Source organism: Shewanella sp. MEBiC00475 (genome assembly GCF_005234075.1).
Taxonomy (GTDB): domain Bacteria; phylum Pseudomonadota; class Gammaproteobacteria; order Enterobacterales; family Shewanellaceae; genus Shewanella; species Shewanella polaris.
Genome location: NZ_CP039928.1, coordinates 1191357 through 1207098, shown reverse-complemented (window position 1 = coordinate 1207098; position 15742 = coordinate 1191357). Strand labels below are relative to the sequence as shown.

The window sequence follows — 15742 nt, the reverse complement described above, 5'->3', positions numbered from 1 at the left end:
ACTTAATCAATAAACAAAAATACCACTCTATATTTTTAGGATAAATGATGATGAATAAAAAGTATTACCTTATTCCGGTGCTGATGACAACGGCCTTGTCTGCGGCAGCAGCAGAAGATACCGTAGATCAACGAGTCAGTCAGCTAGAGCAGGAAATTCAATTGCTTAAAAGCAGTAGCGCAAGTGATATAGCCGACCGTATTAAGGTTAATGGTTTTTTCAGCGTGGGCGCTACACGGTCTAATAATGATGTTGGTTATGTAGACTCTGATGGCAGTTATGAATTGGACTCATTAAGCTTACTTGGCCTACAAGCAGAGTTTACCTTGGGCGAACAGACTAGTGTTGTGTCGCAACTTGTTGCCAAAGGCGAAGATGATTATGACCCATCATTTGAATGGGCCTATATAAAGCATACCTTTGATAATGATGTCACAGTGCGAGGTGGTAAACTTCGTGTGCCACTTTTTATGTACTCTGACTTTCTTGATGTGGGCTATGCACAACCTTTTATCCGCCCACCAGAAGAAGTTTACGGTGTAGTGCCATTTAGCACTTATGTTGGTGGTGATATTGCTTATGATGTGGAGTTTGACAATTCGACGCTTTCATTACAAGCATTTGCCGGTAAAGCTGAAGAATTCGGTGTTGAATATAATTATATGTATGGTGGGATTATTGGTTGGCAATACAACAATTTATTCCTTCGCGCTGTTTATGGCGTTTCAAAAATGAGTGTGTCTACAGCGGGTTCTTACTATGGTCTTATTCCTGATGATACCGATGCCCAATACTCTGGGCTTGGTCTAAAGTATGACGATGGCGACAACTTCATAACGGGTGAATTTACAACTGCAAAAGCGGATGGACAAATATCAAATACTGAATCTGCTTACCTAACATACGGTCGTCGTTTTGGTGATTGGATGCCTTATGTGACAGTCGCAAGGTTAAAAACGACAGATAATGATGAGCGGGTTGGCCAATATGCTAACTTTACTGTCGATGGTGAAACTTACACATTACCAACGGCGCCCTTTATGACGGCAGAACGAGACGCTTATTCATTAGGGGTACGTTACGACGTCATGAGCAATGTGTCGATAAAAGCTGATGCAACTTTAATTAATAATTTTGGCGATACTGTCGGATTGATTAATTACACTATTCCAGCAAATAACGTTGATACGGCCACATTAGGTGCTAAGAACGATGACTCATTGGTTTATTCAATTCGCTTAGACTGTGTATTTTAATTAGGGAGCAAGATGATGAAATCAGTATTTATAATATTAGGCCTCCTAATTGGCATGGGTAGTGCTTTTGCAGAGCCTGTGATCGTTGGGAACATAAATGGTGTCGACAACATTAGCGCGAGCGATGCTAAGAAATTATTTTTAGGTAAACTAAAAAAGTTATCAAATGGTACTAAACCGATTGTGGTTGAATATCCAGATGGTTCAGCTATTCGAGATGCATTTCACAGCAAAGTAACCGGAAAAACCAGTTCTCAACTACAAGCTTACTGGTCACAAATAGTCTTTAGAGGAAAAGGCAATCCACCTAAAGAAGTTGGTTCTGCTGCTGCGGTTATCGCTGAAATAACAGCAAATCCTGCTGTTATCGGTTATGTTGATTCAGCAGAAGTAACAGATCAACTAAAGGTTATTTACCAACCTTAGTTTCACTTTAAAAGCATCGCGTTGGGTCATTTCTTACTAAATAAATCGTTAAAGGATTTGGTAAGTAATGACCCATTATCGTTTCTAACTCGTTATCGTCGTCAACTGTAAATAGTCATTATATTCGATAGTGCATAAACACCTAATGTATCAGGAATCGTTTATTATTTTATGGGCTTATGGCGTGAGGCTTAATGAATGAAAATTGAGATGGATTCATTTTTTAGCTGGTTCTTGTATTTGATATAATATTTTATGCTCTTCACAGGTGACTTCACAATCACAGCTTTTCTCTATTCCTATATTCGCCAATCCGGCACAACTGCCTTGAATGGGCTTCCTACCCAAAAACAGCCCAATTGCCATCGCGGCAAAAAACACGATAAACATTAAAAATGTGATAACAAAAGTCATTATTTTCCCCTTTTGATGCCCTAGATGCTTCGATGTTTAATTTAATAAGCATGTGAGATTTCTTTAGCGTTAAATTGCTATCGCTTAAAAATCATACTGTTATAGACATCTAACTTTTTAGCAGTACCTTGTTGAGATAACCCTCCACATATTAATCAAAAGTAGCAGCGCTCAACTGGCACAGTTAATCTTGAATGGCCAACAAGCCTAATTAGTTTAAATTAGATGATTTATGTTTAGACTTATTAAATACTCAAATTGATATTGATGTGATACTCTAAAACACTTATTAGCATATGCCAATAAGTGTTTGCGTTTTATATCGTTGAGAATAAATATGAATCACCAAGAACAACCTGAAAAAGCATTACTATTCGAAGACTTAACGCTTTTTTATCCCAGTATAACCCTCGACTCTTTACAAGCGGTTGAGAAGCAATCAAGTCATCAACATTGTATGTTATGTGGTACACAACCCTTATTGGGTTTGCATCTGCACTTTTATAGCGGTACCGATCAGCTAGTGTGGGCCAGAGCCAAAGGCACTATTCATCATCAAGGTTATCAAGGTATTTTACACGGTGGATTTTTATCTGCTTTACTGGATAGCGGAATGTGTCAGGCACTGTTTCAACAAAAAATTGAAGCGGTTACTGCGGACATGAGTATTCGCTATTTGCATGAAGTACCGGTAAATAGTGAGATTTTAATTAAAGGTGAGATAACATCTGCTCGCCCCCCTTTATATAAAGTTTCGGGGGAGCTGTATGTGCAAGGCAAACTGATGGTTAAAAGCAGTGCACGCTTTATGACAAAGGGATTTGGCAAAAAGATAAATGTTTCATAGTGCTTTAAATACCCGTAGGTACTCCCAAAAATTGTCCATGGGGTAGATATCGACTGGCATAATAGTTGTTAACATAAGTATTGTTAACATAAGTATTGATTACAAGGTGTTGTTTATCAGTTACTTTAATGCGCTACGGAACACTTTATTCGGTTTGTGGTTGAGATGCTAGGCCATTGACCCTTGTGGATCTGGTGCACGCATTCGATCCCACCATTGTTTGTCGGCAACTATTTGCCCTTGCTCATCTATTGCTGGGTAAGGGATTTGTTTGCGGCGGCAAGCTTTGGCGTATATGGGGTGCCCATGTTCAAATAGCATGGTTTGGCAGTAGGCGCTATCAAGTTTACGCGTTCCGTACATATTGGCCTGTTCGCGTTGGCGTTGAGCCTCATACATGACTAATGCAGCCGCTACGGATACATTGAGCGATTGCACCATACCTCGCATAGGAATGATGATATGTTGATCGGCTGCCGCTATCGCTTCTGCGCTAACGCCGTCACGTTCATTGCCCATTACTATGGCGGTGGGTTGAGTGTAATCAATCTCGCGAAAATCGACCGCAGAGTCTGAAAAGGTTGTGGTTAATATCTGCATTTTTTGTTTTTTAAAGGCTTGGTGGGCTTCTTCAAACGTGTAGTGCTTAACAGTATTAACCCATTGCTGGCTCCCCGACGCCGTATTACCAGATACCCTCATATCGATATCGGGCCACACTGCATGAATTTCATGAATGCCCACGCAATCTGCCGAGCGAATAACCGCTGCAATATTATTGGTCATATGCACTTTATCAAGGCAAACCGTTAAGTCGACCTGGCGGTTATCAAGCATCTTATTTATACGGGCAAAACGTTCTGGGCTCATGGAATAATTCTACTTAATGTTATTCAATTTATTTTAATGTTAGCTTTCAACCGAAAATCATCTAATGCGCAGTAAAGCAATTAATATCGATAGCAGGTGATTATTACGGGTGTTAAAACGCAAACACGTCATGGATCGCGACAAGAAAAATATAGAAGTATTTAACCTTCTGACATTAGTTTTGCAGCCGTTTATGGTTATGCTACTGCTATTCCTCTGGCCACTTTTAATCGGTAATGTACCTTTGATATTGTCAATATCACTACTGTTATCACTATAGAAAAACGAAGATAACATGTTGGTGTCGGTGAAATCCAAACGGAGTTTGGAACATAAACAACTAAAGCGGTGGTTTACCTACATCAGTCGACACATCAATCGATCCCTCTGTTGATGCCGCATCGGCAGCAATCACTTGGTTTTGAGATCGATTCACCAGCACCACTAATAACAACACCGGAAAGCCAATCAAACTGGCAGCAATAAAGAAGTTGATATAACCAAAAGCATCTACGTACAAGCCTGAAAATCCAGCAATAAACTTAGGGAACAACAACATAATCGACGACAATAACGCATATTGTGTGGCGCTATAACCACTACTGGTTAAGCTGGACAAATAAGCAATAAACGCCGCAGTCGCAATGCCTGCACTAAAATTGTCCACTGATATGGCTAAGGTTAAAAACGGCACGTTATAACCAATATACGCTTGCCAAGCGAACAGCAAGTTAGTGACTGCAACTAACAATGCGCCCAAGAACAGAATCTTCATGGTGCCATAGCGCATGATTAATACCCCACCAAAAGCGGCACCGACTAAGGTCATGATCAAACCATAGACTTTACTGATAAAAGCGATTTCCTCTTTACTAAAACCGATGTCGACGTAAAACACATTCGCCATAATGCCCATGACAATATCAGAGATGCGATAGCACGATATTAACAACAAAATGAGAATCGCACTTTTGCCATGGCGCCTAAAAAAGTCAATAAAAGGCAATACACTAGCGCTGTACAGCCAGGCTAATGCCCCCGCGACTTTTACTGGGTATTTGGCGGCAAACTCGGCTCTTAATAGGCGTTCTTTATCGTCAGCATATTTGGTATCTACTCGGGGTTCTTTACTGCATAACGTGGTAATAATACCGACACCCATTAGCATGGCCATAGCAAAGTAGGCGGTCTGCCAAGCTTCTAAATTGTATGCATCATCACCTGGAGATACCCAAGCTGCGATGGTTAACGCACCCGCAGTGGCAATGATCATCGCACTGCGATAACCGACTTGGTAAGCAGCGGCTAGGGCAGCTTGCATTTTTTCTGGGGCGGATTCAATCCTGAAAGCATCAATAACAATATCTTGAGTGGCAGATGCAAAGGCTAACAATAATGCGCATACTGCTAAACGCTCAAGATTAACCACAGGATCACTTACTGACATACCGAGTATTGCACCGACTAAGCATAATTGTGCAAACAGCATCCAGCCGCGTCGTCGGCCTAAAAAACGGGTGAACAAAGGGAGTGACATACGGTCGACGAGGGGAGACCATGCCCACTTAAAAGCATAAGTCAGTGCTATCCAGCTAAAATAACCAATAGCGGCTCGGTCGACACCGGCTTCACGCAACCAAAAGCTGAGGGTAGAAAAAACCAGCATTAATGGTAAACCGGCAGAAAAGCCTAGCAGGAGTAGAATGAATACTCGTTTATGGTAGTAAACCGATAAGGCTTCACGGGTTCGAGATAAAAAAACCGACATAAGACAACTGGATAATGGAGAATGGCTCTAGCTTATGTTGCAAGGGGTTTTGGTTCAAGCCATTCTAAAAGATTATTCAGTCAGTTTGAGGTTAAATAGGAATTAGACCTAAATTCAGCTGATAGTTTTAAGGTCTGATACCTATACAGCTTTGTGGCACATTACCGCCAATATTAATGTAATCGCAGCAATCATGAACTTGTTGACGTAAGTATTGATTGCCTTTAATTGTCCAACCAGACCAATGATCAAAACAGTACAATAAGTGCCAAAACACTTTTTCTGTATCGCTAAGTTGTTCTGTTAGTTGATTAGGGTTGTTTGATATAAATTGCCATTCTTCTAATACATCCCACATATACAGCTGTATTTCTTTGTAATCTAATTGATTTTCTAAAAAAGCTTTACCGAAATAGGCAAGTTGTGGGGCTTTAGTTTCAATAAAATCATTAGCCGAGATCATAAGTGCGTCCTGAGTATTTGAAATGTGATTGCCAAGAATTGCGCAGCTAACTAAGTGGGTATGTAAAATAGAGTATAGACGTTAATTACACACTTGAAGCGGTAAGCGTGAAAAAAAACAGTTATTTTGTCAGTCTAAAGTACTGCTTAGTTGATTTGTTAGCTAGTAAGTATGTATAGGGTAACAATTAATTGCTGTTGTTAATGATTGAAAAAAACGTATCGGTTAACGTTAAGTAAGACGATCTCTGCTGATGGACATTGATCAGAAATGAAGACTGATGACATGACTACCGATGTGATGGTCATCGGTAGTCATAGACAAATAATGTGAGATTAGCGAGGCAATAAAGTGGCTTTTTTCAGCATGACGGTATTAACCGGAAAATCGGGCCAGTTTAAGGTTTCGTTATGTTCAGTCGGTACCAATGAAATTGCTTCTAATACCTCCATACCTTGAGTGACTTCACCAAAAACGGCATAGCCCCAACGTCGTTTAGAAGGATCTAATTTCTTATTGTCACCGAGATTAAAGAAAAACTGACGTGTTGCTGAATGGGGAGCATTATCTCGAGCCATTGCAATTGTTCCCAGAGAGTTAGATAAACCATTTCCGGATTCATTCACTATGGGAGCAAGTGACGGGCGCTCTTCTAGTTTAGAGGTTAACCCACCACCTTGGACCACAAACTCGGCAATCACACGATGGAAAATGGTGTTGTCATATTCACCTTTAACCACATAAGTTAAAAAGTTATCTACGGTAAGCGGTGCACGAGTGCGATCTAACTCAACCACAATTTTCCCCATTGAGGTGTCAAACTCTACTTGTGGATACAAGGTGTCTTCTTGAATATCGACCGCGGCATTGGTGCCCAAGCTGGTCAATAACAATATGCAGGTGGCGAACCTTTTCAACATAATATGCAGTCCTTCTTTATTGGCATCGTTTGATGCCAATACCTAATAACGTCAATTGGGCTTAACGCTGAATAAATTGGTGTAACTCTTCATCGTTAATAATTTCGGTGGTGAGTTTATCAACCAACTTGGTGATATCTAATTCAAGCGTGGCAAAATCTGGGCTTAATGGGCCTTTTAAATAGCCGTTAGCATTATATGTTTTAGTAAACTCTTGCTGTGAGTTTTTAGCCAATACATTGATAACTAAACGTGTTTTGGATTCAAAACTGAATGTCGAATCTGTTACGTCGGCCAACAAATAATGTAACTGAAACTGTACTGAATTAGGTGCAGCAGGGTCTATTACATAACCCGCTTTGCTCATCCCATTACGGAACAGTGTGTCCAGTTGTTGACGAATAGGTTCGCTGGCACTGACTAGTTTAGGCGCTTTGCCTTCTTCATTAAAACGCACTACAAAGCTTGCTTCGCGGGTATCAATGGTCTCGACCATTACAGGGAAATTGGTTTCAGTTTGTAACTGAACAGGGCCCAGTGCAGGGTTGAGACCAATATGAGTCGGCTCATAACTCGCACAAGCCGTAAGCAATAATGTAGACAGTAAAATAGGGATCAATAACTTCATGAGACAATAATAACGAGCAATAGGTGGATAAATAATAACAGAATTTGTCTGGGTTTCCAGCATCCCTAAAGTTATGTTGCTAAAACATAACTTGAGTTATGCGCCTCTCAATGGCGAAGGGTGGCAAAATCATTAATATCTCATTAAAGGTACTGCTCTCAATTGAGCAATATAGCAACAATGTGTGTTGGTTATTGACATTAATGTCGGATCAATTCAGGTTAGTGCGATACAACTTAAGTCAAATAAACAATGTGATGTAGGTAATGTCATGCAACATAAACAGCCACAACTGGCTCCAGATAAATTGATCAATGCCAATGGCCAACCAGTGTTTGGCCTATTTGATGGGATTATTGATTCACTCAATGTGGATCAATTTGCTTATTCTACGGTAATGGATAAACCCGCATCGAAACTGGCTAAGTATTTTAATTTTAAACAGTTCCAGTTTGTTAGCATTATTACCCCTCATTATATTGTGGCAGTCGCGATTGCCGATATTCGTTATGTCGCTAATGGCTTTTGTTATCTTTATGACATCAAAGCCAATAAGCTGACCCAGACACAATGGTTAACCCCATTAGGACTTGGTTGTAAGTTAAGCGACTCTCCTAAGCATGGGCGCGCCGAAATCGGCCGTAAACACAAAGGTATTGTTATCGATATTGTCGATGGACAATGGCAGGTCGATATCAACCTTGCCGATATACAAGCCAATTTACGCATTCAACCTGCACCGCTGAGTTTACCTATCAGTTTGTGTACGCCCACAGGTTATAACGGTTGGACTTATACTCAAAAGCACAATGGTTTAGCCGTAACAGGGCAACTAACCATTCGTCATGAACCACAGCCCTTAAATCATGCGCTGGCAGGTTATGACTTTTCGGCCGGGTTTATGCGTCGCGAAACCAGTTGGCGTTGGGCTTCAATTAATGCCCAAACCGACGATGGTGTTATTGGGCTGAATTTAGCCGCCGGCGTTAACGAAACGGGTCAAACTGAAAATGTAATGTGGATAAATGGTGGACGCCACTTATTGGGCGCTGCGCAATTTGATTTTAATCGATGCTCACAGCAGGATGTATGGCATATCACTACCAATGATGGTCAAGTTGATTTGCATTTTAGACCGTTAAATCAACGCAGCGAAAAGCTCAATTTAATCTGGTTAAAAAACAATTTTAGACAATATATTGGCCATTTCAGCGGGGTGATTTGTGATAACAATGGCAATCAATATCGCTTAACAAACCAATTAGGGTTAACTGAGGATCATTTTGCTAAGTGGTAATGAATATTAATAATACGCCACCCTAACCGAATGATTAAAGAGGTTATTATTCGATATCTGAAGTAAGCCAGTCGCTGAAAATAATAATTATAAACAGAAATGGATAACAATATGGACATGGATTTATTGATTGCTCATCCTGAGTGGTTATTACTGGTGTTAGCGCCGATATTTTTCGGTTGCATTTTATTGGAATGGTGGTTTGGTGTTCGTGCTCAGCGCTTGCCCAGCAATGCGCAATATCGTCCCGCTGAAGTGTTGTGCAATTTTGTATTGGCTGGCATGCATCAAGTTGCGGATATTATCGCGGGTTTATTTATTGCGAAGATCTATTTACACTTTTTTGGCTGGCGTTTATTTGATATCGAAATGACATTATTCACTTTTGGCTTGTTGCTCATTGCTCAAGACTTTTGTTATTACTGGTTTCATCGCGCTAGCCATCGTATTCGTTGGATGTGGGCGGCACATGTTGTGCATCACAGCTCAGAAAACATGAATTTCAGCACAGCCTTCAGACAAAGCTTAATGTATCCACTGGCTGGAATGTGGCTGTTTTGGTTACCTTTGGTGGTCATTGGCTTTGACCCTAATTGGGTGGTGTTTGCCGTTTTACTTAACCTTGGGTTGCAGTTTTTTGTACATACTCAAGGCATTAAGTCGTTAGGTCCACTGGAATGGATTTTTAACACTCCATCTCATCATCGTGTTCATCATGGTCGCAATCCGCAATATATCGACAAAAACTATGCTGGCGTGTTGATTATATGGGACAAAATGTTTGGTACGTTTGAGCCTGAAAATGAAACCGTGGTATACGGTATTACTAAGCCTGTAAACAGTTTTAACCCATTAGTGGTAACATTTAGCGAGTGGCGCGACATGTGGCGTGATGTGAGCAAATCACAATTATCACTTTGGCAGCGATTGCGGATCTTATTTGCACCACCTTCAACGCATCAGCAGTCATCCACTAAAACGGATGCTTAAGTAAACTTAAACCGACCACCGCTGATATTTATCGCAATTTTCTTGCTTTAATAGAGTAAACAAGTGGGATGAGGTGGTCTTGATATTTTAGTTGGTAACCTTTGCCCGTTAAAAACTCCAACCCCTCGGTACAATTATATGGACTGTAAGGGTGCTCGTTAAAAGCTTCGATGTTAAGTCCTGCGTTAATGAGTGCGCTAATGACTTCGCTTATTGGATGCGGCCAAGTGACTACTGTTTCGATTTGGTCATTGTGGTTTTCGGTATAGGTGACTTCATCTTCGATATCGGGTTGTGACTGTGGGAAGTAGCCATAACCAGACAACACATCATTAAAAGGGTGGAACTCAACCAAATGAAATTCACCGCCAGGACGTAATGCACCAGCAATGGTTTGTGCCCAGCGAGTTAAGTCTGGTAACCAAGCTAATACCCCATAAGAGGTGAATACGATGTCATATTGCTTGGTGTTGTCGTCACCAAATTGGTAAATGTCGTTATTAATGAACGTGGCTGGTAAATGTAATTGAGCCGCCAGATTTTTTGCCGTTGCAATCGACTCGCTTGATAAGTCTACTCCCGTGACGTTGGCGCCAAGCCTTGCCCACGATAAGCTGTCTTGCCCAAAGTGACATTGTAAATGGAGTAGGCTTTTATTGTGCACATCGCCGACTTGTTCAAGTTCAATAGGGTTTAACGATGACTGACCTTGGATAAATGGGGCTAAGTCGTAAAATGTTGAGTCGAGATGGATTTGGGTTCGCTCATTCCATGCGTGTTTATTGATGGCTAAATAGTCCATTTGCAATGTTTTCTTATTGTTTTGGTATGGTTAATGACTTAATTATATTACTTGGCTGGACGTTAAAATACCAACATCTCATCAAGCTCGCCATGAAGACAAAAATAAAAAAGGCTTGATAACAAAACGTTATCAAGCCTTTTTTAAAGCGATTAAGTATGACGATTTAGCCGCTATTTTATCATTGATTTTTGACGTTCAATAAACTGATTAAATTCAATTTTTGGTGCAATAGCCCCTTTATGTTGAATAACAAATCCAGCCGCCTGTGAGGCTAATTTAATCGCTGTGTTGATATCTAAACCAGATAATCGAGCCCCTAAATATACCCCGTTAAACGAGTCACCTGCTGATGTCGTGTCAACTACGTTAGTCACGGGTGTGATTGAAAAATGTTGTTGCTGATCATTAATCACGTAGTTAATGCCGTTTTCACCATTCTTGATGACGAGCTCATTAATGGTGTAAGGCTGGCAAAACGCAATAATCTCGTCAACTGTGTTGATGCCATAAAGCTGATCAAAGTCATCAACGCCAGGTAACGCCAAATCGGCCAAGCCAAAGGCTATATCAAACTGGGCTTTGGCTTGTTGTGGATTTTGCCACATTCTCGCGCGGTAATTAGGATCAAACACAATACTGACACCCGCTTGTTTGCATTGTTTGATCAACTGCCAAAAGGTATCTCTATCTTCTGGCTTGATTACCGCTAACGAAATGCCCGAGAAAAATACCATATCTGCTTGAGTTATCTTACTGATGGCAGCATCGTCAATAAATTGCATCACTTGTCTTGCTGCAGAATCGCTGCGCCAGTATGTGAAACTACGCTCACCTTGACTATCGGTTTGAATAGCATACAGCCCAGCAATTTTGTCAGGGCTCTTAAATACCATGTCGGTATTAATGGCCTCATCAGCAAAGCTCTGTAGCATCGCCTGGCTAAAGCTGTCTTGGCCAATAGCCGTGACTAGGTGGGTATTAATGTCACTAAAGGTTCGTTTTAAATAAACCCCAGTGTTATACACATCACCTGCAAATGATTGCCGCAAGCTGGTGGCCGTGACCCGCTGCAATTCGACCATGCACTCACCAAATAAAAACACACTTTTCACAGTTATGATTTCCTTTTTACTTGTTGAATTTTACCGCCTAACCATAGTGAAATTAATGCTAATGGGACCAGTGCAGCACCTAAAATAAAGAATGGCCCATAGTCACCGCCTTTGGTCATCATGGGTACCAATTGAATGGTGATAATCACACTTAATACCGCTGAGGTTCCGCTAATACCAGCTAGCGTACCCACTGTTTTACCCGAAAAGTAATCACTCGGTAAGGTTTGTACGTTACCAATGGCAGTTTGAAAACCAAATAAGATAAGTGCGATAAGCCCCATTGCCATCCAAGGTGTAGCAGCTAGTGACGTTAATAGTAATGATGGCAACATCACCATACAGCCTAATACTATGACACCACGTCGAGCTTTATTTACAGACCAACCGCGATGCATTAAATGACCACTAAACCAGCCACCAAATAACGCACCAATTGCAGCACCGACATAAGGTAACCAAGCAAATGCGCCAATTTGTTTAACATCAAAACCAAATTTTTCATTTAAATATAGTGGTAGCCAAGCAACAAATAACCACCAGATTGGGTCGATGAAAAAGCGCGCGGCTATAACGCCCCATGCTTGACGGTGACGCAGTAATTGTCCCATGGTGGGTACATATTCTTTGGCTTCATGTTGTTCTGTTGAACATTGTTGACCTGTTAAAATATGTTGGCGTTCTTCTTCGGTGATCCATGGATGTGCATCTGGTGCTGATTTATAGATAATCATCCATGGAACAATCCAGATAAGACCTAACGAACCAACAACAATAAAGGTCGCTTGCCAACCTAAAAACGCATATAAAAAGGCGATAAGTGGTGGGGCAATAATTGAACCTAAAGACGCTCCAGAGTTAAAAATACCTTGTGCTAATGCACGCTCTTTAATCGGAAACCATTCGGCATTGGCTTTGGTTGCACCAGGCCAGTTACCCGCTTCACCTAACCCGAGCATGGCTCTGAAAATAGCAAATGAGGTTACGCTTGCTGCAACCGCGTGCAAGGCGATTGAAACCGACCACACGACAATTGACAATAAAAAACCTAAGCGAGTACCGATAGCATCAAATATTTTACCAAATAAAGACTGACCAATAGCGTATGAGATCATGAACACGGTAATAATGTTGGCATAATCGCTTTTATCTAAGCCTAAGTCTTCGGCTATGCCTGGCCACATAATGGCAAGGGCGGAGCGGTCAATGTAATTAATGACGGTAGCAAGTGCCACTAAAGTAACCACTAGCCAACGTAAGTGTTTTAGTTTGAATGGACTGTTTTTCATGTTAACCCCTCTACAAAGTCTTCGCGCGCAGGGCTAAAAGTATCAATTAAAATGCCGCCAGTTGGGCAAACCGCACCATGATCAACATGAGGGGGCACAAAGAAGCTGTCTCCAGCGTTCAGCACCTTAATGACGCCATCCACATTGACATGAAACTCGCCTTCTACCACATACGATACTTGTGAATGGCGATGGGCATGCACATAACCTTCAGCGCCTTTATCAAACCAAATTTTCACGGCCATGAGTTCATTATTAAACCCCAGCATTTGGCGTTTCAGTCCGCCACCGATATCTTCAATTTCGGTGCTATCCCCAAACGAAAAATGTTCACTCTGTTGCATGCTCTTACTCCCCATTTTTATTTTAATTTTTGTCTTAATTGAATTATTTAATGCTTAATAATTGGGCGCGTCCGCTAAACGGATATTGCACACCATTAACGCTAATGATGCTTTGGGTATCTTGAGTTACCGCTTTATCTGTTTGGTTTATTGCCAGCAAATATTGTTGTCCATCGGTAAAGTTTATTTGTACTGCTTCTAGCTCATCTTGTTGATGATAGATTAGCCCAGCAACGCTGCTGGTGGCTGCTAAGGTGTATTCTTTTGATGGGTTGTACTCACCGTGAGGCTCTATCACGCTGACATAAGTGTGATTAGTTGCATTCACTCGGTGAATAAACGACTGCTGTTGGCGTAAGTTCATATTGGGATCGTTGGCGCCCAATTGAGTGAATAACATTTGCTCGTCAGTGGTGTGGTTGAAGTTAGTGTTGACTAACGTGCTAAGGGTATAAAAATGGCCATTGTCATTTAACCAAGTCACTTTAGCTAACTCGTTAGCGGCTTTCTCTTTGGTTAAGTTAGCGGTTGCTAACGACCATAAGTGTTGATAACCATTTTTGTTACCTAGCGTCGATAACTGTGCCAACGAGGCCTGTCTGTCAAAGTTAGTGTCGATCAATTGTCCTTGATAATGTATTGGAAGGTCATATTGATGCGGTTTGTCAGCAGTGACTCGCATAATATCAATACCAATAACCGCATCACGTTGCTTAATGTTGACTAAAGCAAGTGTGCGTTTAAAGGCTACATCATCATAAGCCGTGTCAATTGATGCTGATGAGATAGTTAAATCTTGTTTAGCATCATAAAATGCTAGCTTGGGATGATGTTTGTTAGCGAGCTTAACGTCACCGTTAAAGTGACTTTTTTCATCAACCACTAAGGTGTTATGGGCAATGGTTTGTTTGGCCCAAGATTTATTTTCCGGTAAATAACGTCCGCCAAATTTAGCTTCAACATTTAGAAAACGCGCCGCACCGTAATCTGACACAATTTCATTACCCGCATCGTAAAATTGCCACGTTAATTTATCAAAATGACCGTGACCTAAACCCTGTGCAGTTGCTTTAAAGACAATGGCTTGGTCGTTGGCTTCGCCTTGACGCATTACCACTAATGCACCGTCGTCACCATGTTGACCATCGCGAAATAACGCCGATGTAAATGGAAAGGGTTGCTGCAGATGGTTATCTAAGCCTTGGGCTACCTTGAGCCCATCACCGGTAAGTAAGATGTTGTTTTGCTGTTGGGCGATATCTAATAAGCGTGGATCACCATTTAAGCCATAGGCTATCGCAACGCCATTAACTAACTCAATTGTGTCGATCCCTTTGCTTTTAATCGCATCATTCAATGGAAAAAATAGTTTGTTATAACTGAGTTCAACAGTGCTGGTAATCGCTTTAAGTAAAATGCCATCACGGTATTGGAATATCTTACGTTGTGGTTCGTTCTGCTCAATGGCTTTAGCAAAAGTCACAAACGGCATTAATGCATAACGCTGATAATAAGGCCCTTCATTGTAGTAACCGTCTGGCGAGAATAACTCGCTCAGCTGACGCATAAAGCCGCCTTTTTTGGCGAGGTTTAAATCGTACAGCGCACGTTCAACCCATAATGGTTTGTCTAGCACATAACCACTCATTCCTACCGCAGCGGTGGCCCAAGTGCCATGGTTATGTACTTTGTTGAAGGTATGTGGAGATTGTTCTGATAAAAACAATGCAACAGGAGTAATGGCCCCTTTTTCGATACTGTTTCGTTCTGCCGGTGTCAGAGCATCATAGATAAAGTCATATGCCTGAATGGTATGAACCAACCAAACTGCTTCATTGAGTCCTTGCCAAAATAATTTACCCTCATTGTTGCTTTTACGCTTAGGGTGCAACGGGAGTGTTGGGTAAAGTTGGGCGTATTGCAACAGCATATTTTTAACGTATTTGGCATATTTCTTATCACCAGTAAGCTGATAAATAATGCCTGTGTCATACATTTGCTGGTAATTACTTTTGTGCTTTTCGTGAGTGTATCCACCGCCAGCATCTTTTGGGGTCGGAACCTCAATTGGTTGAGTAAGACCTAAATCAACGGCACTGAGCTTGGCATCAAATGCATCTTTAAAGGCACCCTGTTGTGTGATGGCCAGTTTCATGGCCTTAACGTCTTGCTGGTTGATGACCAAGTTAGGGTGACTTGCTGCTACTGCAGGCAGAGCAATACTACAGACTATAAACGCAATGAATGTCAGTGGTTTTAGTGCCAAGCGAGTCATATTTTTTAAGCCGCTCCCAGTCACATTCGTCAACTGGC

At 41.3% G+C, this 15742-nt stretch carries 16 protein-coding genes; 5 read left to right on the top strand and 11 right to left on the bottom strand.

From position 1 onward, the window contains the following. Positions 1-44 precede the first annotated feature (44 nt). On the top strand, positions 45-1256 hold the full coding sequence (locus tag FCN25_RS05280; protein ID WP_217495331.1) for a hypothetical protein: 1212 nt from the start codon (positions 45-47) through the stop codon (positions 1254-1256). A 12-nt stretch (positions 1257-1268) separates the two neighbouring features. Then, entirely contained in the window at positions 1269-1682 is a 414-nt protein-coding gene (locus FCN25_RS05275) for a phosphate ABC transporter substrate-binding protein (protein ID WP_137222651.1), read from the top strand. Between the two features lie 216 nt (positions 1683-1898). On the opposite strand, the gene nqrM is transcribed toward FCN25_RS05275, so the two are convergent. Next, the gene (gene nqrM / locus FCN25_RS05270; RefSeq protein WP_137222649.1) at positions 1899-2096 is read right to left on the bottom strand and encodes a (Na+)-NQR maturation NqrM; all 198 of its coding nucleotides are present in this window, start codon (positions 2094-2096) and stop codon (positions 1899-1901) included. A 337-nt stretch (positions 2097-2433) separates the two neighbouring features. On the opposite strand from nqrM, the gene FCN25_RS05265 reads away from it, so the two are divergent. After that, positions 2434-2943 carry a PaaI family thioesterase gene (locus FCN25_RS05265; RefSeq protein WP_137222647.1) on the top strand — a complete coding sequence of 170 codons (510 nt, stop codon included), beginning with the start codon at positions 2434-2436 and terminating at the stop codon, positions 2941-2943. 168 nt (positions 2944-3111) lie between these two features. Here FCN25_RS05265 and trmH read toward each other — a convergent pair whose 3' ends face one another. The 5 genes from trmH to FCN25_RS05240 form a co-directional block, all read right to left on the bottom strand. Beyond that, on the bottom strand, positions 3112-3813 hold the full coding sequence (gene trmH / locus FCN25_RS05260) for a tRNA (guanosine(18)-2'-O)-methyltransferase TrmH (protein ID WP_137222645.1): 702 nt from the start codon (positions 3811-3813) through the stop codon (positions 3112-3114). A 340-nt stretch (positions 3814-4153) separates the two neighbouring features. Then, entirely contained in the window at positions 4154-5581 is a 1428-nt protein-coding gene (locus FCN25_RS05255) for an AmpG family muropeptide MFS transporter (RefSeq protein WP_137222643.1), read from the bottom strand. Between the two features lie 127 nt (positions 5582-5708). Continuing rightward, complete coding sequence (locus FCN25_RS05250) at positions 5709-6041, bottom strand: hypothetical protein (protein ID WP_137227332.1); 333 nt, start codon at positions 6039-6041, stop codon at positions 5709-5711. Between the two features lie 338 nt (positions 6042-6379). Next, on the bottom strand, positions 6380-6964 hold the full coding sequence (locus tag FCN25_RS05245; protein ID WP_137222641.1) for a peptidylprolyl isomerase: 585 nt from the start codon (positions 6962-6964) through the stop codon (positions 6380-6382). 61 nt (positions 6965-7025) lie between these two features. Next, the gene (locus FCN25_RS05240; protein ID WP_137222639.1) at positions 7026-7592 is read right to left on the bottom strand and encodes a YajG family lipoprotein; all 567 of its coding nucleotides are present in this window, start codon (positions 7590-7592) and stop codon (positions 7026-7028) included. A gap of 271 nt (positions 7593-7863) precedes the next feature. On the opposite strand from FCN25_RS05240, the gene FCN25_RS05235 reads away from it, so the two are divergent. Continuing rightward, positions 7864-8889, top strand: a complete 1026-nt coding sequence (locus FCN25_RS05235; protein ID WP_175405827.1) for a DUF2804 domain-containing protein — start codon at positions 7864-7866, stop codon at positions 8887-8889. A 111-nt stretch (positions 8890-9000) separates the two neighbouring features. Beyond that, positions 9001-9879 carry a sterol desaturase family protein gene (locus tag FCN25_RS05230; RefSeq protein ID WP_137222637.1) on the top strand — a complete coding sequence of 293 codons (879 nt, stop codon included), beginning with the start codon at positions 9001-9003 and terminating at the stop codon, positions 9877-9879. A gap of 28 nt (positions 9880-9907) precedes the next feature. On the opposite strand, the gene FCN25_RS05225 is transcribed toward FCN25_RS05230, so the two are convergent. From FCN25_RS05225 to FCN25_RS05205, 5 genes are all read right to left on the bottom strand, one after another. After that, positions 9908-10681 (bottom strand): bifunctional 2-polyprenyl-6-hydroxyphenol methylase/3-demethylubiquinol 3-O-methyltransferase UbiG, encoded by a 774-nt coding sequence (locus FCN25_RS05225; protein WP_137222635.1) that lies wholly within the window; start codon positions 10679-10681, stop codon positions 9908-9910. 173 nt (positions 10682-10854) lie between these two features. Next, complete coding sequence (locus FCN25_RS05220) at positions 10855-11796, bottom strand: sugar kinase (protein ID WP_137222633.1); 942 nt, start codon at positions 11794-11796, stop codon at positions 10855-10857. A 2-nt stretch (positions 11797-11798) separates the two neighbouring features. Beyond that, positions 11799-13085: an MFS transporter gene (locus FCN25_RS05215; RefSeq protein WP_137222631.1), complete on the bottom strand. Its 1287-nt coding sequence runs from the start codon at positions 13083-13085 to the stop codon at positions 11799-11801. After that, the gene (locus FCN25_RS05210; RefSeq protein ID WP_137222629.1) at positions 13082-13429 is read right to left on the bottom strand and encodes a cupin domain-containing protein; all 348 of its coding nucleotides are present in this window, start codon (positions 13427-13429) and stop codon (positions 13082-13084) included. The genes FCN25_RS05215 and FCN25_RS05210 overlap by 4 nt, the downstream gene beginning before the upstream one ends. Before the next feature lie 43 nt (positions 13430-13472). Then, complete coding sequence (locus tag FCN25_RS05205; protein ID WP_137227330.1) at positions 13473-15704, bottom strand: alginate lyase family protein; 2232 nt, start codon at positions 15702-15704, stop codon at positions 13473-13475. Between the last annotated feature and the right edge of the window lie 38 nt (positions 15705-15742).

Excerpts from the sequence above, each read along its gene's own strand:
- FCN25_RS05255 (WP_137222643.1), bottom strand. The coding sequence starts at position 5,581 with ATGTCGGTTTTTTTATCTCGAACCCGTGAAGCCTTATCGGTTTACTAC.
- FCN25_RS05210 (WP_137222629.1), bottom strand. The coding sequence starts at position 13,429 with ATGCAACAGAGTGAACATTTTTCGTTTGGGGATAGCACCGAAATTGAA.
- FCN25_RS05265 (WP_137222647.1), top strand. The coding sequence starts at position 2,434 with ATGAATCACCAAGAACAACCTGAAAAAGCATTACTATTCGAAGACTTA.
- trmH (WP_137222645.1), bottom strand. The coding sequence starts at position 3,813 with ATGAGCCCAGAACGTTTTGCCCGTATAAATAAGATGCTTGATAACCGC.
- FCN25_RS05205 (WP_137227330.1), bottom strand. The coding sequence starts at position 15,704 with ATGACTCGCTTGGCACTAAAACCACTGACATTCATTGCGTTTATAGTC.
- FCN25_RS05240 (WP_137222639.1), bottom strand. The coding sequence starts at position 7,592 with ATGAAGTTATTGATCCCTATTTTACTGTCTACATTATTGCTTACGGCT.
- FCN25_RS05230 (WP_137222637.1), top strand. The coding sequence starts at position 9,001 with ATGGACATGGATTTATTGATTGCTCATCCTGAGTGGTTATTACTGGTG.
- FCN25_RS05245 (WP_137222641.1), bottom strand. The coding sequence starts at position 6,964 with ATGTTGAAAAGGTTCGCCACCTGCATATTGTTATTGACCAGCTTGGGC.
- FCN25_RS05280 (WP_217495331.1), top strand. The coding sequence starts at position 45 with ATGATGATGAATAAAAAGTATTACCTTATTCCGGTGCTGATGACAACG.
- nqrM (WP_137222649.1), bottom strand. The coding sequence starts at position 2,096 with ATGACTTTTGTTATCACATTTTTAATGTTTATCGTGTTTTTTGCCGCG.
- FCN25_RS05225 (WP_137222635.1), bottom strand. The coding sequence starts at position 10,681 with ATGGACTATTTAGCCATCAATAAACACGCATGGAATGAGCGAACCCAA.
- FCN25_RS05235 (WP_175405827.1), top strand. The coding sequence starts at position 7,864 with ATGCAACATAAACAGCCACAACTGGCTCCAGATAAATTGATCAATGCC.
- FCN25_RS05215 (WP_137222631.1), bottom strand. The coding sequence starts at position 13,085 with ATGAAAAACAGTCCATTCAAACTAAAACACTTACGTTGGCTAGTGGTT.
- FCN25_RS05275 (WP_137222651.1), top strand. The coding sequence starts at position 1,269 with ATGATGAAATCAGTATTTATAATATTAGGCCTCCTAATTGGCATGGGT.